This window comes from Halarchaeum nitratireducens, assembly GCF_017874695.1.
GTDB lineage: Archaea > Halobacteriota > Halobacteria > Halobacteriales > Halobacteriaceae > Halarchaeum > Halarchaeum nitratireducens.
In genome coordinates, this window is the sequence record NZ_JAGIKY010000012.1 from 101,649 (window position 1) to 124,027 (window position 22,379).

Sequence of the window (22,379 nt, forward strand, 5' to 3'; positions counted from 1 at the left end):
TTCCCGTTAGTTCGCTTCGCCCGCGGCGGTTTCCCGGTCGATCAGCATACCGCGAACGGTCGGCGTGATCGCCCACGCCGTTCCGAAAACCGAGACCAGCCCGGCCGCGAGGAAGAAGACGGCCCGGATCCCGGCGAACGCGTCCCGGGGTACGCGACGACGGCCCCCGAGAGTGCGACGAAGAGGAACTTTCCGCCCAATCCGATCGTAGGAGACACCATACTCATCGGAGTCGGTGAGAGAGTGATACCTCCGTCCATCTGCCGGAACCGCGGTGTCGGAAACGCCCAGAGGAGAGGTACGAACGGAGCGAGTACCACACTGGAGAGTCGAGACTCCGATGTGGTACGGACAGTGAGCCGCGAGATGCACCGACCGGGATTTGAACCCGGGCCATGAGCTTGGAAGGCTCAGGTCCTAGCCACTAGACCATCGGTGCTGGCTTCGCTCCCATCTTCTCGTCGGTCGCTAAAGACGGTTTCCTTTCACGACGTGACGACGGCGTAGGAGTTTCCCCGGGACTCGGAGACGTCGACGACGCCGAGCGCCGACGCGTCGAGGTCGGCGCGGAACTCCGCGGGGTCGTAGATGTGGTAGAAGCGTCCCTCGACGTCGCCACCGGGGAGCGTCCACTCGACGGTCGTGTCGAAGCCCTCGTCCTCCGCGAAGCGCTCGTGGGTCGTGCTCCAGACGCTCACGAGCGCCTCGCCACCGGGTGCGAGGACGCGCGCGAGCTCGTCGAGGCTGGCGACGCGCGCCGTTCGACTCGGGAGGTGGTGGAGCGTGGCGACGTAGACGGCGAGGTCGATCGTCTCGGCGGCGAGCGGGACGCGTCGGGCGTCGCCGCGGACGAGCGCGAGCGCGTCGGCGTATCCCCTCTCGGCGGCGCGCGCTCGCGCCTCAGCGAGGAGGCCCGCGCTGGCGTCGACGCCGATCGCGGTCTCGCACTGCTCGACGAGGAGCTCAGCGTGCCGACCGTTGCCGCAGCCGAGGTCGAGCCCGCGTGCTCCCTCGCGTTCCGCGACGAAGTCGGCGACGTCGGGCCACGGGTGCGCGCGGGTCTCGGAGAAGTGCGCGGCGATGCGGTCGTAGACGCGGTGCGGGGCGGGATCGCCGGTCGGGGTGGGTGGATCGGGCATGGATCAGGCCGAGAATAGGAAGACGCCGTAGGCGATGACGAGCATGATGAAGGCGTGTTTCGCGCCCGAGCGGATGTCCGTCTCGCTCATCTGCCCGGCGACGAACCCCGAGCAGACGGCTTGGACGAGGGCGGTGTGAAAGAAGAGGAGGCTGTAGGCGGCCTTCTTCTCCTCGGTGAGTTGCCCGATGCTCCCGAGCGACTGGCCGGCGGGACCGGCGAACTGATCGGCGGTCGGGATCGCGGGGACGAAGATGGTGTCGAGCGCGACGATGATGGCGATGAAGACGAAGAACGCGAGGTAGATGACGACGAGGTAGGTGACGAGCTCGTTCCGGCGTTCGCGCTTGAGGCGCTGCGTCGATTGGGCCTCGTCGGCGGCGATCCGGAGGACGGGAGCGAGATCGCTCGTCGCGCTCATCGCGTTCGTCGTGAGCGTGACGACGCGGGTGATCATCGGCGTTCGAACCCGGGTCTCGAAGCGCTTGAGCGCGGCCTCGACCGGCGCGCCCCAGCGGAGGTCCGTCCACGTCCGGTCGACCTCTTCGTTCAGGCCGCCGAGGTCCCCGCGGGCGACGCGTTCGATGCTGGCGACGATCGGCATCCCGGCCTCGTTCGTGCTCGCCAGCCGATCGAGGAAGTCGGGGACGGCGCGCTCGACGGCCTCCAGTCGGCGCTTTCGGATCTCCCAGACGACCGCGAACGTCCCGATGACGAAGAGCAGCGCCTGCACGACGGCGTCGTCGAACACCGGGAGGAGGGTTTCGAGGGTCGCGGGGCGGGCGAGCGCGAGGAGCGAGAGCTCACGCTCGGCGAGCGTGAGCCCCCAGCGGACGGCGATCGAGAGCACGGCGAGCGGGGCGGTGAGGGCGAGGAGCCAGACCGGGCGTTCGGTGACCGTCTCGATCGGATGCGTGAGCGCGTACCGGATCGGAGCGAGGGCGTTGTAGGCACGGAGGCGCGCGCGATTTCGCGCGGCGGTCGTGACGCCGTCCGACTCGATCGCTCGGGCCGCGACGCCGCCGTCGGCCGCGGTGCTGACCTCGTCGGGCGTCCGGGTGACGTAGTCGTAGCGCACCGTGGCCTCCTGCTCGCCGTTCCCGCCCTGCGTGTCGCTCGTGATCGTATCGAGGTAGACGACGAACCCCAGCGTCGCCAGCGGGAGGATCAGGTAGGTGAACGCGCGGAGGAAGTCCAGCGTCCCGCCGGAGACGAGGCCGATGACGACGAGGATGGTAATGAGGAAGAGCGGACCGGCGACGAAGACGGTGACGTACCCCTCGGCGAGCGTCGAGAGCAGTTCGAGGAAGCGTTGCTGGTCGCTTTCGGCCTCTTCTTTGTACTGGTCGTACTCGTTGCGTAGGAAGACGCTGACGCTCTGCCCCGACTGGAGGACGCTCGTCAGGTTCTCGACGAACTCTTGGAGCTCCTCGCTCGGGGTCCGCCGGCCGGTCCGGCGCAGCGCGCTGATGACGTCCGCGCCGAAGAGGTCGATGTCGCGGACGGTGACGCCGAACTCGGCGGCGGTCTCGCCGTAGACGTGCTGGTTGCCCGAGAGGATCCGCAGGATCTTCGTGAACCCCATCCCGGAGCGCGAGAGCGCGAACATGAACGCGATGTTGCGCTGGAGGGTGTTGTCGATGAAGCGCTCGCGCTCGCCCGCCCTGTACTGCGGGAGGTACCACCGGTACTGGTACGCGCTCACGCCCGCGAGCAGGCCGACGCCGACGCCTGCGAGCGCGACGACCGCGAACAGCTCGACCGGGGAGAACGACGCGGCGATCGGGACCGTCGTGCTCAGTCGGGCGGCGGCGACGTCGAGGAGGAGGAGAGCCGCGACGCCGAGATAGAGGCCGAAGACGCTGCCGATGACGAGCGCGACGCTCGTGTAGAGGTAGGTGACGGACGCGTACGCCGCGTACGGTCGGGAGACGTGTGCGGCACGGAGCGAGCGGACGTGTCCCTGATTCACGCGCTGGCGCGAGCGGGCGAGCGAGCCGAACAGGCCGATGGCGAGGCGTCGCATCAGTCGTTCGACCGTGTCGCTCAACGGGACGCAGGCGAGACCGACGAGGAGGACGCTACCGACGGCGAGCGGGAGGTACTCCAGCACGGCTCACTCCGTTTCGAGGTGGCGATCGACGCGCTCGACGACCGCTTCGGGGTCCGCGTAGTACTCGTTGACGAGGGCGGTGAACTCCCGGTAGTCCGTGACGTCGCGCTCGACGAGATAGCGCAGGACGCGCTTGCGGTTGCGGAGTTCGCGCAGGAGTTCGGAGCGCCCCCAGCCGCGATCGGCGCGGATCTCGTCGAGGACGGCGCTGTCGTGTTGCACGAAGCGATCGCTCCCCGCGTCCCACTCGAACGCCGTCGAGTAGTCGAGGTCGCCGGTCCGCTGATCGATCCCCTCGATCTCGGCGATGACGCGGTTGCGCCGGACGCGCTCGTCGCCGACGTAGGTGAGCGTCTGGACGCAGAGGATGTCGAGGCTCTGGATCATCGCCCGCGGGACGTTGATCGGGTCGTTTTCCAACCTATTTATCGCGGTCTGGACGCTGTCGGCGTGCATCGTCGAGTACGTCGTGTGGCCGGTGTTCATCGCCTGGAACAGCGTCATCGCCTCCTCCCCGCGCACCTCGCCGACGATGATGTACTCGGGGCGGTGGCGCAGCGCGGAGCGCAGCAGGTCGTACATCGTGATGTCCGAGTTCTCCCCGAGGCTCTCGCGCGTCACGGAGGAGAGCCAGTTGTCGTGGTAGAGGGTGAGCTCGCGGGTGTCCTCGATGGTGAGCACCTTCGAGCGCGGCGGGACGAACATCGAGACGGCGTTCATGCTCGTCGTCTTCCCCGACGCCGTCCCGCCGGCGAACAGCAGGCTCTTGTTGGACTCGATGGCGAGCCAGAGGTACGCCATCTGATCGAGGTCGAACGTCTCGTAGTCGACGAGCGTCGCGGGCGTGAATGGCTCCTCCGAGTACTGGCGGATGGTGAACGCCGACCCGCGCGGCGTCACCTCCTCGCCGAGTGCGAGCTCGGCCCGCGAGCCGTCGGGGAGCGTCGTCTCCGTCACGGGATCGCCCACGCTGATGTGGCGACCCGACTGCTGGGCGAGGCGGACGACGAAGTTGTCGAGCTCCTCGCGCTCGTAGGAGATGTTCGTCTCGATGTCGGTATAGCGGTCGTGATAGACGAACAGCGGGATCTCGTACCCGTCGCAGGAGATGTCCTCGACGTGGTCGTCGTGCATCACCGGGTCGAGCTGGTCGTACCCCTCGAACGCCCGGTGGAGGTAGTAAAAGAGCCGGTGGAAGGTCTCGGGAGTGACGTCCGCGCCGTACTCCTCTAAGAGCTCACGGGTCCGATCCCGGAGGACGGATTCGGCCTCGTCGGGGTCGTATTCGGCGTCGTAGACGAGCGTGTCGCGGACGTCGGCGAAGAGGTTCGAGAGGAGGTCGCGCTCGACGTCGTCGAGGTCGGGTTCGACGACGTGGTATCGGTGTTCGTTGGCCTCGTCGTCGTACCCGACCCAGACGAACGCGTACGGGGCGTTGACCCAGTAGCGGTCCACCTCCTCGTACCCCTCCAGCCCGTCGAACGTGACGAGGGGATCGTGGTCCGCCGGTCGGTAGTCCTCGGCGGGGACCGTCGAACCGCGGAGCACCTCGACCGTTCGGGCGAGACGCCACTGCAACCGCTCGACGCGGCCCGAGACCGAGTCGGGAAACTGACTGGACATCGAGGCTCTACCCGACAACCACACCGCCGGCAGGTAAAAAGTTGTCCGCACGCGGAATCGCGGCGTCACGTTCAAGTCGTGGGACACCGTACCGTAGAGCGTACTCAGATGCGGCGCGAGGATTTCACGCTCGACGTCAGCGACGTGGAGTGGGTGGAGACGGGCGGCGACCCGCAGCGGCCGACGGTCACCATCGACTTCGACGGCTCACGAACCGATCTCGACGAACGACTCACCGGCCCCGAGGAGCAGGCGCTCGATGCCGACGAGACCGACGTAACGCTCCGTTTGCAGGGAGACCCCGACGATCCCACGACGACGGGCGTCGTCGCCGTCACGGATCGAGTCACCGGCGGCCTCCTCCTCGAACTGGACGAGGACGCCGACGACGTGCTCCGGTTCGTCCGGGCCGCGCGCACGTACGGCGAACGCTCGGAGACCGACGACGGCGGCTATCGCGTCGTCGTCGCCGTCGACGGCGAGCCCGTGCGCGCCTACGAGAAGGAGACCTTCCTCGTCTACAGCGAGGACGGCGACCTCCTGCGCAGCCGCAGCCTCATCCCGGGCGGCGTCGAGCTGTAGTCGAAGCGAACCGAACCATAGGCCTTTCTCCACGGCGCCGCCACTCCCCCGTATGGACCTCTTCGGCACCGCGGGTATCCGCGGGAGCGCGCGTCACCGTGTGACGCCGGAACTCGCCCTCGCCGTCGGTCGCGCGGCCGGTCGGCGCGTCGGCTCCGACGCGTTCGTCGTCGGCCGCGACGGCCGCGAGACGGGCGACGCCCTCGAAGCGGCGATGGTCGCCGGTCTCGAATCCGCCGGCGCGGACGTCCGGGTCGTCGGACGGGTACCGACGCCCGCCCTCGCGTGGGCCTCGCGCGGCCGCCACGGCGTCATGCTCACCGCCTCGCACAACCCGCCGGCGGACAACGGCATCAAGCTCTTCGCGGACGGCGTCGAGTACGGCGACGACGCCGAGTCGGCGATCGAGTCGGGCGTCGCGGCCGACGAGGGTCCCGTCGCGTGGGACGCGTGGGGGTCGCGCGAGCGCGTCGACGTCCTCGATGACTACCGCACGGCAGTCGTCGATTACGCCCGCGGCCACGGCGCGCCCCTCGACGGGCTCCGCGTCGCCTGCGACTGCGGGAACGGGATGGCCGCGCGCGCGGTCCCGCAGGTCCTGCGTGCGCTCGGCGCGACTGTCACGGCGCTGAACGCCAACGTCGACGGGCACTTCCCGGGACGGCCGAGCAAGCCGACGCCCGAGACGGTCAGCGACCTCCGAGGGGTCGTCGCCGACGGCGGCGCGGATATCGGCCTCGCGCACGACGGCGACGCGGATCGGATCGTCGTCGTCGCCGGCGACGGCGACATCGTCCACGAGGACACCGTGCTCGCGGTGCTCGCCGAGCACTACACGCGCGCGAGCGACGCCGACGACCCCATGGTCGTGACGACGCCGAACGCCTCCGCGCGGATCGACGAGCGCGTCCGCGCGGCCGGCGGGCGAACCGAACGCGTCCGCCTCGGTGCGCTCCACGAGGGGATCGCGGCCGCCCGCGAGGCCGGTGGCGACGTCGTCTTCGCGGCCGAGCCGTGGAAACACGTCCATCCGGCGTTCGGCGGGTGGATCGACGGCGTCGCCTCCGCGGCGGTGTTCGCGCGTCTCGTCGCCGACGCCGGCGACCTCGTGACCCTCCGCGCGCCCGTGACCGAACGCCCCTATCGGAAGGTCTCGGTCGAGTGTCCGGACGACGCCAAGGCGGACGCGATGGCCGCTCTCGAGGAGACGCTCCCGGCGGCGTTCCCCGACGCGGACGTCGAGACGGAGTACGGCGTCCGCCTCACGCTCCCCGACGACGCGTGGACGCTCGTGCGTCCGTCCGGAACGGAGCCCTACGTCCGAATCTACGCCGAGAGCGAGGACGTCGACGCGCTCGTCGCGGACGTGCGCGCGGTCGTCGCGGACGCAATCTCGGACGCGACGTAGTCGAGGACTACCCGTCCCGTCGTCGGACCGCGCGACGCTTTTGTCGGCGTCGCCCGATATCGTAGTTATGTCAGTCGACGCGCTGCTCGACGCCGCCCGCGACGCCTGCGAGAACGCTCACGTCCCCTACTCCGACTACCCGGTCGGCGCCGCGCTCCGAACCGCCGACGGAACGGTGTACGTCGGCTGTAACGTCGAGAACGCGAACTACTCGAACAGCCTGCACGCGGAGGAGGTCGCGCTCGGTGACGCCGTGAAAAACGGCCACGACGCGTTCGACGCGCTCGCCGTCTCCTCGGGCGCCCGCGACGGCGTGACGCCCTGCGGGATGTGTCGGCAGACGCTCGTCGAGTTCTGCGACGACGACCTCCCGATCTACTGCGACACCGGAGACGGCGTCGAGCGCCACGAGCTCGGCGTCCTGCTGCCGGACACGATCACCGCCGCGAACCTCGACTAGGCGAGCAGTCGGGCGACGACGCGTCGGTTGACGAGGAGGAACCCGCAGACGATGAGCGCGAAGCCGCCGACGAGCGGGAGCGTCAGCGGCTCGTCGAGGAAGAGGACGCTCACGACCGCGGTGACGATCGGGACGAAGTAGGAGACGAGCGTCGTTCTGGCCGCGCCGATCTCCGCGATCAGCGTGAAGTACGCGACGTACGCGATCGCGGTCGCGGCGATCGCCAGATACGCGAGCGACCAGTAGAAGGTCGGACCGGCGGCACCGAGAGTGAGCGGCTCGCCGAGTGCCCACGCCGTCGCGGCGAGGCCGATCCCGCCACAGAGGAGCGCCCACGACGTGCTCGCGACCGTGTCGATGTCCGCCGGGAAACGCTGGCTCCCGACGCTCCCGACGGCGACGCAGATCGCCGCGCCGAGCAGGAGGACCTCACCGAGCGTGTGCGCGCCGCCGAACTGGCTCGGGTCGGGCCGCGCGATGACGACGACGCCGAGGATCCCGAGGAAGACGCCGATGGCCTGACTCGCCGAGAGCTCGTCCTCGGGGACGACGATCGCCGCGAGCGCCGTGGCGATGACGGGGTTGAGGCTGAAGAGGACGGAGCTCACGCTGCTCGTGACGTACTGCTGGCCAGCGAAGAGCAGGGCGTTCGCGCCGCCCGTGATGAACAGCGCACCGAAGCCGACGACGACGAAGTCGCTGCGCGAGCGCGGGAGCCACCGGTCATCGCTGTCGGCGAGGAGCGCGGCCGCGGGAACGGCGACGACGCCCGCGACGAGGAGTCGGAGCGCGGCGAAGAAGACCGGGGCGTCCGGGAGGGCGTTCAGACCGACCTTGATGGCGACGAAGGAGCCGCCCCACGCGAGCGCGACGTACGCGAAGAGGGCGGCGATCCGGTTCCGTGACACGAGACGTCGCTACGATCGGGTGGTGTTTTCAGCTGTCGGAAGCGGCACGCGACGCGGCCGCGTCGCGTACGGTCTCCGTCGCCCGCGTCGAGTGTGAGCGGCCGTTACAGGACGCTCCACGCGTCGACGACGCGCTTCGGGCCGGTGATCTTGTTGATCCAGCGGGCCGCGGCGGCCTTCTTCAGGTTCTTCGCCGCGGGGCCGCCGAACGTCTCGATCGGGCTGTCGAAGCCGTTGAACGACACCTGATGGGCGACGGCCTCCTCGCCGATGCTGATGAGCGTCCCCTGATCCTCGTACGTCCAGCGCTTGAGCGGGTGGCCCTCGATGGCGGCGGCGATGTTCTCGCCGACGACGTCCGCGGCCTGCCAGGCGGCCTGGGCGGTCGGCGGCGCGGGGTTCTCACCCTGATCGACGAGGGAATTGTCGCCGATGGCGAAGACCCGATCGTCCTCCGTTCGGAGGTTCGAGCCCGCCTTCAGGCGGTTGTGCTCCTTCTCCAGATCGACGTCGCCGAGTTCGGCGGGGCCGGTGACGCCACCGGTCCAGAGGAAGACGTCGTAGTCGAGGTCGTCGCGCTCGTCGAACTCGATGTGGTCGGCCGTCGCGGCCGTGATCGGGTCGTCGGTCAGGATGTCGATGTCGCGCCCTTCGAGGCGGTGGCGAAGCGCGCCCTGGATCTCCGCGTTGCCCGGCGGGAAGATCTCGGGGAGCGCCTCGACGAGCGTCACGTCGATCGGCGCGTGGTTCCTGTCGCGGAACTCCGCGACCTCGCCCGCGGACTGGATGCCCGAGAGCCCCGCGCCGCCGACGACGACCTGTGCTGGGTCGTCGCGCGTCGCGTCGCGCGCGGCCTCGCGCACCTGCTCGTGGATCTCGAGGGCGTCCGCGCGGCTCTTGAGGGTGAGGGGGTGCTCGTCCATGCCCTCGATGCCGTACGTCGCGGTCTCCGACCCGATCGCGACGAGGACGTAGTCGTAGTCGACGGTGGTGTCGTCAGCGAGGTGGACGACGCGCTCGTCGACGTCCACGTCGACGACCTCGCCCTCGACGAACTCCGTCTCGGGCTCGGCGATCTCGCCGACGGGGATGGTGAGTTTGTCCTGCACGCCCGCGTCGCGGATGATGCGATGGGACTCGTGGAGGACGAAGTGGTAATCGTTCTCCGCCACCCACGTGAGCTCGGCTCGCTCCGGGAGGTGCTTCTGGAGCGAATTGATCGCCCCGGCACCCGCGTAGCCGGCGCCGAGAACGACGACTCGTGTTGCCATACGGTATCGTGCGCCGGCCGGGGATACAAAGCCTTTGGATTGCGACGAGAGAGAAGGGTCGAAATCGACGGTCGCCGAGTCAGCTCAGTGCTCGGGGGGTTCCGCGGGGGCTTCCATCCGGTCGATCTTCAGGATCAGGACGTTCCCTGTGTCGTCCTTGCCGTCGACCGTTCCCTCGACGACGAGCTTCGAGAGCGGCGTCGGGCCGACGCTCACGTCGTCGCCCTCGTGGAAGTCCCGGACGCTTCCGCGCAGGTGGATCTCGGCGCGACAGAGGTCGGGGTGATGGACGCTCGTGAGACTGATCTCTTGGACGTTCGCCTCCTCGTGTGGCTCCCCGTTGTGGTACACCGGTACCTCGGCGGCCGAGTCGAGTTCCTGGACGTCGAGTGCCGTGTAAGCGTTCGAAGTCGGCTTGTACCCGCCTTTGGGGCCGGGGACGCCCTCGACCAGTTGGAGGGCCTTCAGACTCTGCATCTGGTTTCGGATCGTTCCCGGATTTCGATCGACCTCTTCCGCGATGTCCTCGCCTTTCACGGCCCCGTCCTGCTGCGTGTAGAGATCCACGAGCGCCCGCAAAATGGTCTTCTGACTCGGCGTAAGTTCGATCGATGACATTGCTCATTGTACGGTTGGCGCGCGCATAAATCCCCCGACTACCAAACTACCACCCACACACGTGGACGCACGACACACGCTCAGAATCGTCCACTCGGCCGCGACCACCGAAGCGGTACGAGAGTGTCAACGCCCCGGTTCTCGGAGCGGGTATTGGCGAACGGGCGACGCCTAACGAACCGGGTCGTCGGGGAAGGTGTCGTACGCACAGCGCTCGGACGGACGGCGTCGAGATGGCCCGCGAGCCGCCTCGGTCCGCGAGCCGCGGGGGGTGATCGGGGCGGTCGCACCGGCGGGACGCCCCGTCGTGTCACCACGGGTGCGCGCCGGCGTCGCCGGAGCCCGTCGGCTTTTACCCGCGGCCACGCATCGGGATACACATGACGCAAGCGCGAGACGTGCGGATCATCGGTGCGCCCTCCGACTACGGCGCGAACCGACGCGGTGTCGACATGGGGCCGTCCGCCATCCGGTACGCGGACCTCGCGGCCGGGATCGAGGCGACCGGGGCGTCGGTCACGGACGTCGGCGACCTCGCGGTGCCGCGCGCGGAGGAACGCGATCCGAACCGCGAACAGCCCGCGTCGGGCCGGGCGAAGTTCCTCCGCGAGACCCGCGACGTCTCGAAGTCGCTCGCGGACGCCGTCGCGGGCGCGTTGGACGAAGGGGCGTTCCCGCTCGTCCTCGGCGGGGATCACAGCATCGCCATCGGCTCGCTCGCCGGGTCGTCGCGCGACGCCGAGATCGGCGCGATCTGGTTCGACGCGCACGGCGATTTCAACACCCCGGAGACGAGCCCCTCCGGCAACGTTCACGGGATGCCGGTCGCGGCGGCGCTCGGTAAGGGTTCGTTCGCGGACCTCGCGTGGGCGAACGCCCCGGGTCTCCGCGAGGAGAACGTCGCCTACGTCGGCCTCCGCGACATCGACGCCGACGAGCGCCGCGCGATCAACGAGAGCGACGTCACGGCGTTCACGATGTCGGACATCGACGAGCGCGGGATCAGCGACGTCGTCGAGGACGCCCTCGACGTGGCGAGCGCGGGCGTCGACGGGATCCACGTCAGCTTCGACCTCGACTGGCTCGACCCGAACGAAGCGCCCGGCGTCGGGACGCCCGTCCGCGGCGGGGCGACGTACCGGGAGGCCCACTGGGCGCTCGAAGCCGTCGCCGAGCGCGACGCCGCCGAGGGGCTCCTCCGTTCGATGGAACTCGTCGAGGTCAATCCGATCCTCGATCGCTCGAATCGGACCGCGGAGATCGCCGCCGAGCTCGCCGCGAGCGCGCTCGGCAAACGCACGCTCTAGCTCCGTTCCGTTCTCCGCGTCCCCCGAACGTAGAAGGGCGGGATGCGCTCGCGCGCTATTCGGCGTCTTCGTCGTCCTCGTCGTCGCCGGCGTCGTCCGGCGTGAAGACGTCGATGGCGGCGAGCCGATCGTGCTCGGTGAGGTCCATCACGGTGACGCCCTGCGTGTTACGTCCGTACTCCGATACCTCGGAGACGGAAGCGCGCATGATCTGGCCGTCCTCGCTCATGGCGACGAACTCGTCGCCGGCGGCGACGGTGTGGACGCTCGCGACGCGGCCGTTTCGCTGGCCGGTCTTGATGTCGACGAGGCCCTTGCCGTTGCGGGACTGTCGGCGGTACGCGGTGAGGGCGGTCCGCTTCCCGTAGCCGTACTCGGTGACGGTCATCAGATCTCGCTCGTCCTCCTCACGGGCGGCGGCGACGCCGGAGACGCGATCGCCGCCCTCGAGTTTCACACCGCGCACGCCGCGCGCGGAGCGCCCCATCGGTCGAGCTTCGGTCTCGTCGAAGCGGATCGCCATCCCCTCCTCGGTGCTGACGACGATGTCGCCCTCGCCGTCCGTCACCTCGACGTCGACGAGCTCGTCACCGTGTTCGAGCCGCACGGCGCGGATACCGGTCGATCGGATGTTGGCGAACTCGGAGACAGCGGTCCGCTTGACGTAGCCGTCGCGCGTCGCCATCGTGAGGTACTCCTCGTCGGCCTCGAAGTCGAGGTCGTCGGCGGTGACGACGGCCGTGATCTCCTCGTCGTCGTCGAGATCGACGACGTTCACCGCCGAGGTACCTCGCGCGGTGCGGGACATCTCCGGCACCTGATAGACCTTCAGCCGGTAGACCTGCCCCTGATTCGTGAAGCAGAGGAGGAAGTCGTGCGTCGAGGCGGTGAACACCGTCGAGATGCGATCGCCCTCCTTCAGGTCCGCGCCGATGACGCCCTTGCCGCCGCGGTGTTGCGTGCTGAACGTCTCGACGGGCGTCCGCTTGATGTAGTCGCCCTCGGAGAGCGTGACGACGACGCGCTCTTCGGGGATGAGGTCTTCGTCCGTGACCTCGCCGGCCTCCTCGATCACGCGCGTCCGACGTTCGTTCGCGTACTCGTCTCTGATCTCGCGGAGTTCGTCCTCGATGACGCCGAGGAGCTCGTCCTCGTCGCCGAGGATCTCCTCTAAGCGCTCGATCCGAGCGGTGACCTCCGCGTACTCGTCTTCGATCTCCGCGGCTTCCATCGAGGTGAGGCTCCCGAGCTGCATCCGGACGATGTGGGCGGCCTGCTCGCCGCTGAATCCGTACTCGCTCTCCAGGGCCGTACGCGCGCCGTCGCGGTCCGCCGCGCCCCGAATCGTCTCGACGACGTCTTCCGCGTTCTCCAGGGCCTTCAGGCGACCTTCGAGGATGTGCGCGCGGTCCTCGGCCTCGGCGAGCTCGTACTCGGAGCGTCGACGGACGACGGTCTTTCGGTGTTCGAGGTAGTGTTCGAGCGTCTCCTTGAGCGAGAGCACCTCGGGCTGGCCGTCGACGAGCGCGAGGTTGATGACGCCGAACGTCCGTTCGAGGTGGGACTCCAGCAGGTGGTTCTCGACGATGTCCGCGTTCGCGTTCGATTTGAGCTCGACGACGACGCGGATGCCGTCGCGGTCGGACTCGTCGCGGAGGTCGCGGACCCCCTCAAGCGTGCCGTCGTTGACGTCCTCGGCGATGCGCTCGACGAGGCGCGACTTGTTCTGCTGATAGGGGAGCTCGGTGATGACGATGCTCTCGCCGCGCTCGCCCTCCTCGATATGGTACTCGGCGCGGACGCGCAGGCGGCCGCGACCCGTGTGGTAGGCCTTCCGGATGGCGCTGCGTCCGACGATGTTCGCGCCCGTCGGGAAGTCCGGCGCGGGCAGGTGCTCCATCAGGTCCGGGATCGAGCAGTCCGGGTGTTCGATGAGGTGGATCGTCGCGTCGATCACCTCGCCGAGGTTGTGGGGCGGCACGTTCGTGCTCATCCCGACCGCGATGCCGGACGAGCCGTTCACGAGGAGGTTCGGGAACGCCGCGGGGAGGACTGCGGGCTCTTCGAGGCGACCGTCGTAGTTCGGCTCGAAGTCGACGGTGTCCATGGTGATGTCCGCGAGCAGCTCCTCCGCGATCGGCGCCATCCGGGCCTCCGTGTAGCGCATCGCGGCCGCGGGATCGCCGTCGACGCTCCCGAAGTTCCCCTGCCCGTCCACGAGCGGCTCGCGCATCGAGAACGGCTGGGCCATCCGGACGAGCGTGTCGTAGATCGCCGAGTCCCCGTGCGGGTGGTAGTCGCCCATCGTCTCGCCGACGATGGAGGAGCTCTTGCGGTGGGCCGATCCGCTCGTGACCCCCGCCTCGTGCATCGCGTAGAGGATGCGCCGGTGGACCGGCTTCAGGCCGTCGCGCACGTCCGGGAGCGCGCGACCCGCGATGACGCTCATCGCGTAGTCGATGTACGACTGCTCCATCTCGTCTTCGACGCGGACGTTCTCGACGCGCTCAGCGATGTCGTCGGAGACGTCGGGCGCGTCCGAGCTCATATGTCCACCCACTCCGCGTCCGTCGCGTGATCCTGGATGAACTGCTTGCGCGGCTCGACGGCGTCACCCATCAGCACGGAGAACATCCGATCGGCCTCCGCGGCGTCCTCGACGGAGAACTGCTTCAACACGCGGTTCTCGGGGTTGATCGACGTGTCCCAGAGCTGCTCGGGGTTCATCTCGCCGAGCCCCTTGAAGCGCTGGACCTGCGTCGGGTTGCCGTCGCAGACCTCCTCGACGACGCGGTCGCGTTCCGCCTCCGTCATCACGTCGTACGTCTCGCCGCGATACCGGATCCGGTAGAGCGGCGGCTGGATCGCGTAGACGTGTCCGCCCTCCAACAGCGGACGCATGTGCCGGTAGAAGAACGTGAGGAGGAGCGTGCGGATGTGCGCGCCGTCGACGTCGGCGTCCGTCGCCAGGATGACCTTGTCGTAGCGGAGGTCGTCGATGTCGAACTCCTCGCCGATGCCGGTGCCGGCGGCGGTGATGAGCGCCCGGATCTCCTCGTTCTCCAACACCCGATCGAGGCGGTGTTTCTCGACGTTCAGGATCTTCCCCTTGATGGGGAGGACCGCCTGGAACTCCCGGTCGCGGGCCTGCTTGGCGCTCCCGCCGGCGGAGTCGCCCTCCACGATGAACAGCTCGGACTTCTCCGGGTCGCGGCTCTGACAGTCCGCGAGCTTCCCGGGGAGCGATCCCGACTCCAAGGCGTTCTTCCGGCGCGTCAGCTCCTCTGCCTTCTGCGCGGCCTTGCGGGCCTTCGCGGCCTCGACGGCCTTCCCGATCACGGCCTCGGCGGTGTCGGGGTGCTCCTCGAAGTACGTGTCCAGCCCCTCGTGGACCGTCGACTCGACGATCCCGCGCACCTCCGAGTTCCCGAGCTTCGTCTTGGTCTGCCCCTCGAACTGCGGGTCGGGATGTTTGATGGAGACGACGGCGGTCAGCCCCTCGCGGATGTCCTCGCCCTTCAGGTTCTCGCCGTCGAGATCGGTGAGGAGGTCGTGGGCGCTCGCGTAGTCGTTGACGGTGCGCGTCAGCGCCGTCTTGAACCCCGTGAGGTGCGTGCCGCCCTCGCGGGTGTTGATGTTGTTGGCGAAGGCGTGCGTCGAGGATTGGAGGTCGTCCGTCGCCTGCATGGCGATCTCGACCTGCACGTCCTGATCCTCGCCCGTGAGGTAGATGACGTCCTCGTGGAGCGGGGATCGGGACTCGTTGAGGTAGCGCACGAACTCACGGATGCCGCCCTCGTAGTGGAAGCTCGTCTCGCGTCCGTCCTCGCCCGCCGCCTCGCGCTCGTCGCGCAACGTGATCGTGACGCCGCTGTTGAGGAACGCGAGCTCGCGCAGGCGACTCTCCAGGGTCTCGTAGGCGAACTCGGTCGTCTCGAAGATCTCCGAGTCGGGCGTGAAGCGGATGAGCGTGCCCGTCCCGTCCGCGTCCCCGATCCGTTCGAGGTCGCTCGCGGGCTCGCCGTGCTCGAAGCGTTCGCGGTAGCGCCCGCCCTCGCGGTCGACGACGACCGCCAGTCGCTCCGAGAGGGCGTTGACGACGGAGACGCCGACGCCGTGGAGTCCACCGGAGACCTGGTAGGACTTGTTGTCGAACTTCCCGCCGGCGTGGAGGACGGTGAGGATGACCTCGACGGCCGGCCGGTCGTACTCCGCGTGCGTGTCGACGGGGATGCCGCGCCCGTCGTCCTCGACGCTCACCGAACCGTCGTCGTGGAGCGTAACGGTGATCTCGTCGCAGTAGCCGGCCAGCGCCTCGTCGATGGAGTTGTCGACGACCTCGTAGACGAGGTGGTGAAGCCCCCGCGCGTCGGTCGAGCCAATGTACATCGCCGGGCGCTTCTGAACGGCCTCCAAGCCTTCGAGCACCTGTATCTGCCCCGCGCCGTACTCGCCTGAATCAGACATGGTCGTTGGTAGACCTAGACTCCGGGGTCGTATAAAAGCCTCGTACACGCGCGCGTGTAGGCGCGCGGCGCCGCCCGCATCCGCTCAGCTGATCTGTGCGGCGACGTCGGCCTGCGTGATGATCCCGACGGTGTCGCCGTCCTCGGTGACGATGACGGCCGTGTAGTGATCGAGGAGGCTCGATATCTCCTCTAAGGTCGCGTCGGGGGAGACGGTCGGAAACGACTCGCTCATCACGGCGCGCACGGGATCGTCGCCGATGTCCCCGCCGGCGTGGACGACGTCGCCCTCGCTGATCGATCCGACGGGGACGCCGTCAGCGATCACCGGGAGCTGGGAGTAACCGGCCTCTTGCATCCGCTCGACGGCGTCGTGGACGCGGTCGCTCGGCGCGACGCTGACGACGGCCTCGTGCATCAGATCGCGCCCGCGGACGACGTCACCCGCCGCCTCGTCGAGCGCCTCGACGATGTGGCGCAGGGTGGAGAGGCGCGGGTCGACGTCGCCCCCCTCGATGCGCGCGATGAGCGGTTGGGACACGCCGGCGCGCTCCGCGAGCTCGCTCTGCGTCAGCCCGAGGGCGTTCCGGCGTTCCCGGAGGTCCTGGGGCGTCGGGAGGTACATAGCCGTAATTACCGGCGGTTATGGATAAGTGTTAGTCCTCGCCCTCGGGCTCCTCGACGACCTCGATGACTTCGAGGGGAACGTCGCGGAGCGCCCCACCGACCTCGCTCTTCGCGATGCGCGAGGCGTGCTCGTCGGAGTCGGCGTTGAACACGGTGAGTTCGAGTACGAGACCGACGAGCGCCGTCTCGGCCGCGAGGAACGCGGCGTCGAGCGGTTCGCCGCAGGCCGGACAGGCCGTCACGCCCGCCTCCACCTCGACGTAGTCGAGGTCCTGATCGTTCAGTCGCCGTCCCGCTTCGCTTACCGCGACGCCGATCGCGTCGTCCGACTCTGCAACGTCACGAACCAGCCACGCGGCTTCCATCGCCACGACGTAGTTGCTCATACGGACGGGAGACTCCCCGGGTAGTCGTGTCTTGTGGTTGGCAGCCGCCGTCACCGTCGTGCGGACGTGACCCGAATAATTCGCATAACGTACGCGAATCGACGGCGTAGGCGCGGCCTGCCTGACGGCGCGCGCGGCGACGCGGCGCCGAGTGACGGCAGGACGCGAACGTGCGGCGAATCGCACGAGGGGAGCGGGGTACGGCCGTCGCCGCAGCGACAAAGTACTTATACCACCATCGAGTGAGAGACGGCTACGCAGATGGCTTCACCGTTCGCCCGCCTCGTCACCGCGGTTCAGTACCAGATCACGCTCGCGTTCGCGCTCGTCCTCCTGCCGATCGCAACGCTCGCCAGTCGCCTCGGCCTCACTCTCCCCCTCTACCGACTCATCGAACGCTCCGAGGCCGCGTACGAGAGCGCGCGGTAGGCGTCCGTAACGGCCGGAAGGGTGGCTTTTATACGTCGCCCGCGACTACTCACCGTCAATGTATAACCCGAGTCAGTCCTCCGAGTTCTCGCGTAACGCAGAGCGACTCCCCGACGGTCCCGGCAACCCCTACGAGCCGGAAGTCGGGCAGATGCCCCAGAGCAACGCGAGCCAGCAGGACATGGACAACATCAACAAGACCGGCACGACCATCGTCGGGATCACGACCACCGAGGGCGTGCTGATGGCCTCCGACATGCGCGCGAGCCTCGGCGGCCGCGTCGTCTCTAACAAGAACGTCCAGAAGGTCGAGCAGATCCAGGAGAACGCCGCGCTCTCCATCTCCGGGAGCGTCGGGGGCGCGCAGTCCTTCATCCGCACCCTGAAGGCCGAGTCGAACCTCTACGAGGCGCGCCGCGGCGAGCGGATGTCCATCAACGCCCTCGCCACGATGGCGTCCAACCTCCTCCGCGGCGGCCCGTTCTTCATGGTCGTCCCCATCCTCGGCGGCGTCGACGAGGACGGCGCGCACGTGTACAGCCTCGACCCGAGCGGTTCCTCGCTCGCCGATAAGTACACCGCGCAGGGCTCCGGGATGCCCTACGCGCTCGGGACCCTCGAAAACAACTACACGGACGACCTCACGATGGACGAGGCCGAGCAGATCGGCGCGAAGGCAATTCAGGCCGCGAGCGAGCGCGACACCGCGTCCGGTAACGGCATCCACCTGACCAAGATCACCGCGGACGAAGTCGAGATCGTCGGTCACCAGGACGTCGACGATCTGCTCTAGGACTTTTCTACGGTTCGGGTCGCCTCCGGCGACCCGTCACCACAAAACCCCCACTAAAAATTCCCCCGCGCCGCCGGCGCGCGGTCGGGACGTCGATTCCGCCCAGCACCGCGTGGCACGGCGTCACTCAGCACTACCTCGCCCAGCGCCGCGATCGGCCCGACGGCGACGCGATTCGTCACACCCGAATCGGCCGTCGAACCCGAACCTGCCGTCGCGGCGGCAAGCTTTCTATCGGGCGCGTGCGTGCGCACCTGTATGGCCTGCCGCTTTTGCGACATCGCCGCGGGCGACGCCGAGGTCCCGCGACTCTACGAGACGGACGACGTCGTCGCATTCCTCGACGCGAACCCCGCGGTCCGCGGGCACGCGCTCGTCGTCCCGACGCTCCACGAGCGCGACGTGCTCGACGACCGGGGGGAGGCGACGGCGGTCTTCGCGGCCGTCCAGCGGGTCGGGAGCGCGCTCCGCGACGCGCTCGACGCCGACGGGATCAGCGTCTTCTACACGACGCCGGAGCTCGTCGGCGACGTCACGCACCCCCACGTCCACCTCCTGCCGCGCGACCGCGGCGACGGCGTCCACCTCGCGCTGGATCGCGGGACGCTCGACGAGGCGGACGCCGACGCGCTCGTCGAACGCGTCCGGGGGACGCTCTGACTAGCCGCGTCGGTTGTTCCGGTGGGTCGCGTCCTCGACCTCGTCGCCGCGGCCGGTCCAGTCCGCGAAGCTCCCGGTGATGAGCGTGTCGCGCTGATACGAGAGGTAGTCGTACTGCATGTCGTAGACGGCGTTCTCGAAGGACGCGCCGTCCGCTAAGTTCTCGCGCACGCGCTCTCGCTTCCAGTCCGCGGGCGTGACGCCGTGGCGGGCGCGCTGGCGCAGCGGCCAGAGGTATTTCGCGGCCGCCTCCTCGTCGAGCCCGCGGGCGCGGAGGCCGGCTTCGGCCTGCTCGAAGAGGTCCGCGTACATCTCCGTCGCGTCCGTCGTCTCGCCGTCCGGACCGAGATACGTGATCTCGGCGTCGCTCCCGTTTCGGACGGCGGCGTAGAAGTTCTCGCGCGCGGTCTCCCACGGGAGGTCGTAGAGGGGATGATCGCGCGCGACCATCGCCTCCAGGGCACCCGCGAGGAGCGCTTGGAACGCCATCGTGTCCCGGACGGTCGGCTGGCCGGGCAGCGGGCGGAACTCGATGCGGGCGTTCGCGGACTCCCGCGAGGCCCCGCCGAAGACCGGGCGCACCCAGCGCCAGTAGGTGCCGTGTTTCATCCGGAAGTGCGCGAACTCGTCGTCGAAGCGCCCGCCCGTCTCGACGGGCATCGGGACGATGGACGCGTCCTCGACGACGGCGTCGACGGCGTCCTGCACGCTCTCTAAGTCCCGGGGGAAACGCACCTTCTCGCTCTTCCCGGGGACGTTCAGGACGTCCTCGAAGACGTCGATGCGCCCCTCGTCGTGGCCGTCTTCGAGGATCGCCTCAGGTGTCGCGTCGTCGTCGTAGAGATCGGGCGGGTAGAACGGCGAGTTCACGCCGAGCGCGACGAGCGGCCCGGCGAGACGGACCGCGTACTGGAAGTACGTCGGGAGATCGACGGCCTGTGGCACTTGGTAGTGGGGTTGGATCGAGGTGATGAGCGCCTCGGGCATCACCGTGTCCGCGTCGAGGGTGACGTGCGGGGCGTCGAGGCCCATCGACGCCGGGTGATCCGTGTTCGCCATCGCGTGATAGCGCGTCGAGGCGCTCATGTTCGTGGCGATCTCGACGCCGTCGTCGTCGATGCTGTCCGTGAGGTACTCCCGTGCGGTCTCGCCCTCGGGGGGGATCGTCCACATCGCGTCGCTCACGAGGCGGAGCCCCTCGGCGTCCATCGGCTCCGCCGCGGCCTCCAATCGCGCGCGCACCTCCGACTCCTGCGCGGCCAGTCCGTACTCGTTCAGGGGCTGGGGGCTCGCCGTCATCTCGGCGTTGTGGAGCCCGAGTTCCTTCTCGAAGCCGACGAACTCCAGCACGCGACGCGGGATGCGCGCGAGCGACCCGTCGTCGGCGACGCCGTAGAACTCGTATTCGAGGCCGACGATCGCCTGCGGATTGTCGAACGTCCCCGCCTCGATCTCCGCTTTGATCACCGCCGCGTCCTCGCGAACCCGCTCGTCGAACGCGTCCGGGTCCACCGCAAGCACCGATTGCACGTCGCGCGCGAGCTCCGATTCGGCCATGGCCATGCCTTCGTGCGGTCGGGACTTGAATGACGTGGCACCGCACGCCGCGCCGTCCGCTCCCCGTCCGCTACGTGTCGCCGTCTTCGTGGGCCGCGCGGAGGTCGTCGAGGTGACTCTCCAACACGTGAAGCGCGGCGTCCGCGTCCGTGTACCCGCGCTCGTAGTCCTCGTAGACGGAGTCGGCACCGTCGAGGAAGTTCGAAACCGCCGTTTCGAGATCGTCGGACTCGTCGTCGCTCATGACCCGGCGTTCGCCCCGCGGGCCCGAAAGCGCCGCGGTTCCGCGCCGTCCACCCCCTCCGACTCGGCGGTCCGCGCCCGTTAAGTGCCCACTCCGGCTAGCACGGGCGAATGCAGTTCGACGAGTTCGCCGCGCGCGCGACGGAGATCGAGGCCGAGCCCGCCGATCTCGAAACGGTCGCGCTCGTCGCCGACCTGTTCGCCGATGCGGGCGACGCCCTGCCGATCCTCGCGCGCTTCGCGCAGGGTCGGGTGTTCCCCGCGTACAGCGAGCGCAAACTCGACGTGGGCCCGCGGCTCTGTCACGAGGCGGTCGCGCGCGCCGCGGGGCCGAACGTCGACGCCGACGACGTCGAGGACCGGCTCGCCGAGACCGGCGACATCGGCGGCGTCGCGGCGAGCTACGACGTCGGTGGCCAACGCGGCCTCGGCGCGTTCACCGACGCGGACGGCGACGGCCTCTCCGTCCGCGAGGTGTACGACGACCTCGCCGGCCTCGCGGCCGCGGAGGGGGCGGGGAGCGAGGACGAGAAGATAGCGACGCTGTTCGGCCTCCTCACGCGCTGTGACACGGACGCCGAGGCGCGCTATCTCGCCCGCCTCGTCCTCGGCGAGATGCGGATCGGCGTCGGCGAGGGGACGGTCCGCGACGCCGTGGCGGCGGCCTTCGACGTCCCCGTCGAGGCGGTCGCGCGCGCCCTCCAGGTGTCGAACGACTACGGACTCGTCGCCGAGACGGCGCGCGATCGCGGCGCCGACGGCCTCGACGACATCCACCTCGAAATCGGCCGTCCGGTGAAGGCGATGCTCGCCCAGGCCGGGAGTGTCGCCGACGCCCTCGACTCGTGGTCCGAGGCCGCCGTCGAAGTCAAATTCGACGGTGCGCGCGTCCAGTTGCACCACGACCCCGCGGACGAGACGCGGGTCTTCAGCCGAAACATGGCGGACGTCACCGACGCGCTCCCGGAGGTCGTCGAGTTCGCCGACGCGCACCTCGACGTCCCGACGATCGTCGACGGCGAAGTCGTGGCGGTGGACGACGACGGGTCGCCTCGCCCCTTCCAGGAGGTGTTGCGGCGCTTCCGCCGGAAGCACGACGTCGAGCGGATGCGAGAGGAGGTCCGCGTCGAGCTCCGGGCGTTCGACTGCCTCCACGCCGCGGGCGCGGACCTCCTGGACGACCCCCTGCTCGCCCGCCACGAGGCGCTCGCCGATCGACTCGGCGGCACGGACGCCGTCTCCGAACTCCTCGTCTCCGACGATCCCGAGGAGATCGAAGCGTTCGAGGAGCGCGCCCTCGCGGCCGGTCACGAGGGCGTGATGCTCAAGGACCCCGAGTCGGCGTACACGCCCGGCAAGCGCGGCAAGCAGTGGCTGAAGCGCAAGCCCGACGTCGAGACGCTCGACCTCGTCGTGACGGGCGCGGAGTGGGGCGAGGGGAGGCGCGCGGAGACGCTCGGGACCTTCCTCCTCTCGGCGCGGACCGAGGACGGCTACGAGACGATCGGCAAGGTCGCCACCGGCCTCGACGAGGAGGAGCTCGCGGACCTCGATCGCCGACTCGCGCCACACGTCCGCGACGAGGACGGCCAGACGGTCGACATCGACCCCGCCGTCGTCCTCGAAGTCGGCTACGAGGAGATCCAGCGCTCCCCGACGTACTCCTCGGGGTACGCGTTGCGCTTCCCGCGCTTCCTCGCCGTCCGCGACGACAAGGACCCCGCGGACGCGGACTCGCTGGCGCGCGTCGAGCGCCTCGCCGAGAAGCAAGGCTAAACGCCCGCGTCACG

Annotated in this window: 20 protein-coding genes and 1 tRNA gene; 8 read left to right on the top strand and 13 right to left on the bottom strand. The window is 69.1% G+C overall.

What is annotated here, in order from left to right; translation table 11 throughout:
• Positions 1 to 367 precede the first annotated feature (367 nt).
• From J2754_RS12155 to J2754_RS12170, 4 genes are all read right to left on the bottom strand, one after another.
• Positions 368 to 439, bottom strand: a tRNA-Gly gene (locus tag J2754_RS12155).
• 46 nt (positions 440 to 485) lie between these two features.
• The gene (locus J2754_RS12160) at positions 486 to 1,139 is read right to left on the bottom strand and encodes a class I SAM-dependent methyltransferase (protein WP_188878404.1); all 654 of its coding nucleotides are present in this window, start codon (positions 1,137 to 1,139) and stop codon (positions 486 to 488) included.
• 3 nt (positions 1,140 to 1,142) lie between these two features.
• On the bottom strand, positions 1,143 to 3,251 hold the full coding sequence (locus J2754_RS12165; RefSeq protein WP_211087580.1) for a type II secretion system F family protein: 2,109 nt from the start codon (positions 3,249 to 3,251) through the stop codon (positions 1,143 to 1,145).
• Between the two features lie 3 nt (positions 3,252 to 3,254).
• Positions 3,255 to 4,874, bottom strand: a complete 1,620-nt coding sequence (locus J2754_RS12170; protein ID WP_211087581.1) for a type II/IV secretion system ATPase subunit — start codon at positions 4,872 to 4,874, stop codon at positions 3,255 to 3,257.
• A 108-nt stretch (positions 4,875 to 4,982) separates the two neighbouring features.
• Here J2754_RS12170 and J2754_RS12175 point away from each other — a divergent pair, with 108 nt between their 5' ends.
• The 3 genes from J2754_RS12175 to cdd are packed head-to-tail and all read left to right on the top strand — an operon-like array spanning position 4,983 to position 7,324.
• Positions 4,983 to 5,456 (top strand): DUF5793 family protein, encoded by a 474-nt coding sequence (locus J2754_RS12175; RefSeq protein ID WP_211087582.1) that lies wholly within the window; start codon positions 4,983 to 4,985, stop codon positions 5,454 to 5,456.
• Between the two features lie 52 nt (positions 5,457 to 5,508).
• The gene (locus tag J2754_RS12180) at positions 5,509 to 6,864 is read left to right on the top strand and encodes a phosphohexomutase domain-containing protein (protein WP_211087583.1); all 1,356 of its coding nucleotides are present in this window, start codon (positions 5,509 to 5,511) and stop codon (positions 6,862 to 6,864) included.
• A gap of 40 nt (positions 6,865 to 6,904) precedes the next feature.
• The gene (gene cdd / locus J2754_RS12185; RefSeq protein WP_483420146.1) at positions 6,905 to 7,324 is read left to right on the top strand and encodes a cytidine deaminase; all 420 of its coding nucleotides are present in this window, start codon (positions 6,905 to 6,907) and stop codon (positions 7,322 to 7,324) included.
• On the opposite strand, the gene J2754_RS12190 is transcribed toward cdd, so the two are convergent.
• From J2754_RS12190 to J2754_RS12200, 3 genes are all read right to left on the bottom strand, one after another.
• Positions 7,321 to 8,232 carry a DMT family transporter gene (locus tag J2754_RS12190; RefSeq protein ID WP_188878410.1) on the bottom strand — a complete coding sequence of 304 codons (912 nt, stop codon included), beginning with the start codon at positions 8,230 to 8,232 and terminating at the stop codon, positions 7,321 to 7,323. The two genes, cdd and J2754_RS12190, sit on opposite strands and share 4 nt — an antisense overlap.
• Positions 8,233 to 8,336: 104 nt before the next feature.
• Positions 8,337 to 9,503, bottom strand: coding sequence for an NAD(P)/FAD-dependent oxidoreductase (locus J2754_RS12195; protein WP_211087585.1), 1,167 nt, complete (start codon positions 9,501 to 9,503; stop codon positions 8,337 to 8,339).
• Positions 9,504 to 9,587: 84 nt separating this feature from the next.
• Complete coding sequence (locus tag J2754_RS12200) at positions 9,588 to 10,121, bottom strand: Rrf2 family transcriptional regulator (protein WP_188878413.1); 534 nt, start codon at positions 10,119 to 10,121, stop codon at positions 9,588 to 9,590.
• Positions 10,122 to 10,501: 380 nt separating this feature from the next.
• Between J2754_RS12200 and rocF the strand changes: the two genes are divergently transcribed.
• Positions 10,502 to 11,428 (top strand): arginase, encoded by a 927-nt coding sequence (rocF, locus tag J2754_RS12205; RefSeq protein WP_188878414.1) that lies wholly within the window; start codon positions 10,502 to 10,504, stop codon positions 11,426 to 11,428.
• Between the two features lie 55 nt (positions 11,429 to 11,483).
• Here rocF and gyrA read toward each other — a convergent pair whose 3' ends face one another.
• The 4 genes from gyrA to J2754_RS12225 form a co-directional block, all read right to left on the bottom strand.
• A complete protein-coding gene (gene gyrA / locus J2754_RS12210) occupies positions 11,484 to 13,976 on the bottom strand; it encodes a DNA gyrase subunit A (protein WP_211087586.1) in 2,493 nt (830 codons plus the stop codon).
• Positions 13,973 to 15,895: a DNA topoisomerase (ATP-hydrolyzing) subunit B gene (gyrB, locus tag J2754_RS12215; RefSeq protein WP_188878416.1), complete on the bottom strand. Its 1,923-nt coding sequence runs from the start codon at positions 15,893 to 15,895 to the stop codon at positions 13,973 to 13,975. The genes gyrA and gyrB overlap by 4 nt, the downstream gene beginning before the upstream one ends.
• Positions 15,896 to 15,979: 84 nt before the next feature.
• Positions 15,980 to 16,519 (bottom strand): CBS domain-containing protein, encoded by a 540-nt coding sequence (locus J2754_RS12220; protein WP_188878417.1) that lies wholly within the window; start codon positions 16,517 to 16,519, stop codon positions 15,980 to 15,982.
• Positions 16,520 to 16,550: 31 nt separating this feature from the next.
• Positions 16,551 to 16,907, bottom strand: a complete 357-nt coding sequence (locus tag J2754_RS12225) for a DUF555 domain-containing protein (RefSeq protein ID WP_188878418.1) — start codon at positions 16,905 to 16,907, stop codon at positions 16,551 to 16,553.
• A gap of 261 nt (positions 16,908 to 17,168) precedes the next feature.
• Here J2754_RS12225 and J2754_RS12230 point away from each other — a divergent pair, with 261 nt between their 5' ends.
• From J2754_RS12230 to J2754_RS12240, 3 genes are all read left to right on the top strand, one after another.
• The gene (locus tag J2754_RS12230; RefSeq protein ID WP_188878420.1) at positions 17,169 to 17,336 is read left to right on the top strand and encodes a hypothetical protein; all 168 of its coding nucleotides are present in this window, start codon (positions 17,169 to 17,171) and stop codon (positions 17,334 to 17,336) included.
• A gap of 58 nt (positions 17,337 to 17,394) precedes the next feature.
• Positions 17,395 to 18,129, top strand: coding sequence for an archaeal proteasome endopeptidase complex subunit beta (gene psmB / locus J2754_RS12235; protein ID WP_188878422.1), 735 nt, complete (start codon positions 17,395 to 17,397; stop codon positions 18,127 to 18,129).
• 258 nt (positions 18,130 to 18,387) lie between these two features.
• Positions 18,388 to 18,789: an HIT family protein gene (locus tag J2754_RS12240; protein ID WP_188878424.1), complete on the top strand. Its 402-nt coding sequence runs from the start codon at positions 18,388 to 18,390 to the stop codon at positions 18,787 to 18,789.
• Here the strand turns inward: J2754_RS12240 and J2754_RS12245 are convergent, their stop codons facing one another.
• Together J2754_RS12245 and J2754_RS12250 are read right to left on the bottom strand one after the other, a co-directional pair.
• Complete coding sequence (locus J2754_RS12245) at positions 18,790 to 20,346, bottom strand: glutamate-cysteine ligase family protein (RefSeq protein ID WP_211087587.1); 1,557 nt, start codon at positions 20,344 to 20,346, stop codon at positions 18,790 to 18,792.
• A 70-nt stretch (positions 20,347 to 20,416) separates the two neighbouring features.
• Positions 20,417 to 20,590 (bottom strand): hypothetical protein, encoded by a 174-nt coding sequence (locus tag J2754_RS12250; RefSeq protein WP_188878426.1) that lies wholly within the window; start codon positions 20,588 to 20,590, stop codon positions 20,417 to 20,419.
• Between the two features lie 110 nt (positions 20,591 to 20,700).
• Here J2754_RS12250 and ligA point away from each other — a divergent pair, with 110 nt between their 5' ends.
• On the top strand, positions 20,701 to 22,365 hold the full coding sequence (gene ligA, locus J2754_RS12255; protein WP_211087588.1) for an ATP-dependent DNA ligase LigA: 1,665 nt from the start codon (positions 20,701 to 20,703) through the stop codon (positions 22,363 to 22,365).
• Positions 22,366 to 22,379: the final 14 nt, after the last annotated feature.

What these genes read in the sequence shown, in the direction of transcription:
- J2754_RS12250 (WP_188878426.1), bottom strand. Translation starts at nt 20,590, where the DNA reads ATGAGCGACGACGAGTCCGACGATCTCGAAACGGCGGTTTCGAACTTC.
- J2754_RS12245 (WP_211087587.1), bottom strand. Translation starts at nt 20,346, where the DNA reads ATGGCCGAATCGGAGCTCGCGCGCGACGTGCAATCGGTGCTTGCGGTG.
- J2754_RS12225 (WP_188878418.1), bottom strand. Translation starts at nt 16,907, where the DNA reads ATGAGCAACTACGTCGTGGCGATGGAAGCCGCGTGGCTGGTTCGTGAC.
- ligA (WP_211087588.1), top strand. Translation starts at nt 20,701, where the DNA reads ATGCAGTTCGACGAGTTCGCCGCGCGCGCGACGGAGATCGAGGCCGAG.
- rocF (WP_188878414.1), top strand. Translation starts at nt 10,502, where the DNA reads ATGACGCAAGCGCGAGACGTGCGGATCATCGGTGCGCCCTCCGACTAC.
- psmB (WP_188878422.1), top strand. Translation starts at nt 17,395, where the DNA reads ATGTATAACCCGAGTCAGTCCTCCGAGTTCTCGCGTAACGCAGAGCGA.
- J2754_RS12240 (WP_188878424.1), top strand. Translation starts at nt 18,388, where the DNA reads ATGGCCTGCCGCTTTTGCGACATCGCCGCGGGCGACGCCGAGGTCCCG.
- J2754_RS12230 (WP_188878420.1), top strand. Translation starts at nt 17,169, where the DNA reads ATGGCTTCACCGTTCGCCCGCCTCGTCACCGCGGTTCAGTACCAGATC.
- J2754_RS12170 (WP_211087581.1), bottom strand. Translation starts at nt 4,874, where the DNA reads ATGTCCAGTCAGTTTCCCGACTCGGTCTCGGGCCGCGTCGAGCGGTTG.
- J2754_RS12220 (WP_188878417.1), bottom strand. Translation starts at nt 16,519, where the DNA reads ATGTACCTCCCGACGCCCCAGGACCTCCGGGAACGCCGGAACGCCCTC.
- J2754_RS12160 (WP_188878404.1), bottom strand. Translation starts at nt 1,139, where the DNA reads ATGCCCGATCCACCCACCCCGACCGGCGATCCCGCCCCGCACCGCGTC.
- gyrB (WP_188878416.1), bottom strand. Translation starts at nt 15,895, where the DNA reads ATGTCTGATTCAGGCGAGTACGGCGCGGGGCAGATACAGGTGCTCGAA.
- J2754_RS12180 (WP_211087583.1), top strand. Translation starts at nt 5,509, where the DNA reads ATGGACCTCTTCGGCACCGCGGGTATCCGCGGGAGCGCGCGTCACCGT.
- J2754_RS12200 (WP_188878413.1), bottom strand. Translation starts at nt 10,121, where the DNA reads ATGTCATCGATCGAACTTACGCCGAGTCAGAAGACCATTTTGCGGGCG.
- J2754_RS12195 (WP_211087585.1), bottom strand. Translation starts at nt 9,503, where the DNA reads ATGGCAACACGAGTCGTCGTTCTCGGCGCCGGCTACGCGGGTGCCGGG.
- J2754_RS12175 (WP_211087582.1), top strand. Translation starts at nt 4,983, where the DNA reads ATGCGGCGCGAGGATTTCACGCTCGACGTCAGCGACGTGGAGTGGGTG.
- gyrA (WP_211087586.1), bottom strand. Translation starts at nt 13,976, where the DNA reads ATGAGCTCGGACGCGCCCGACGTCTCCGACGACATCGCTGAGCGCGTC.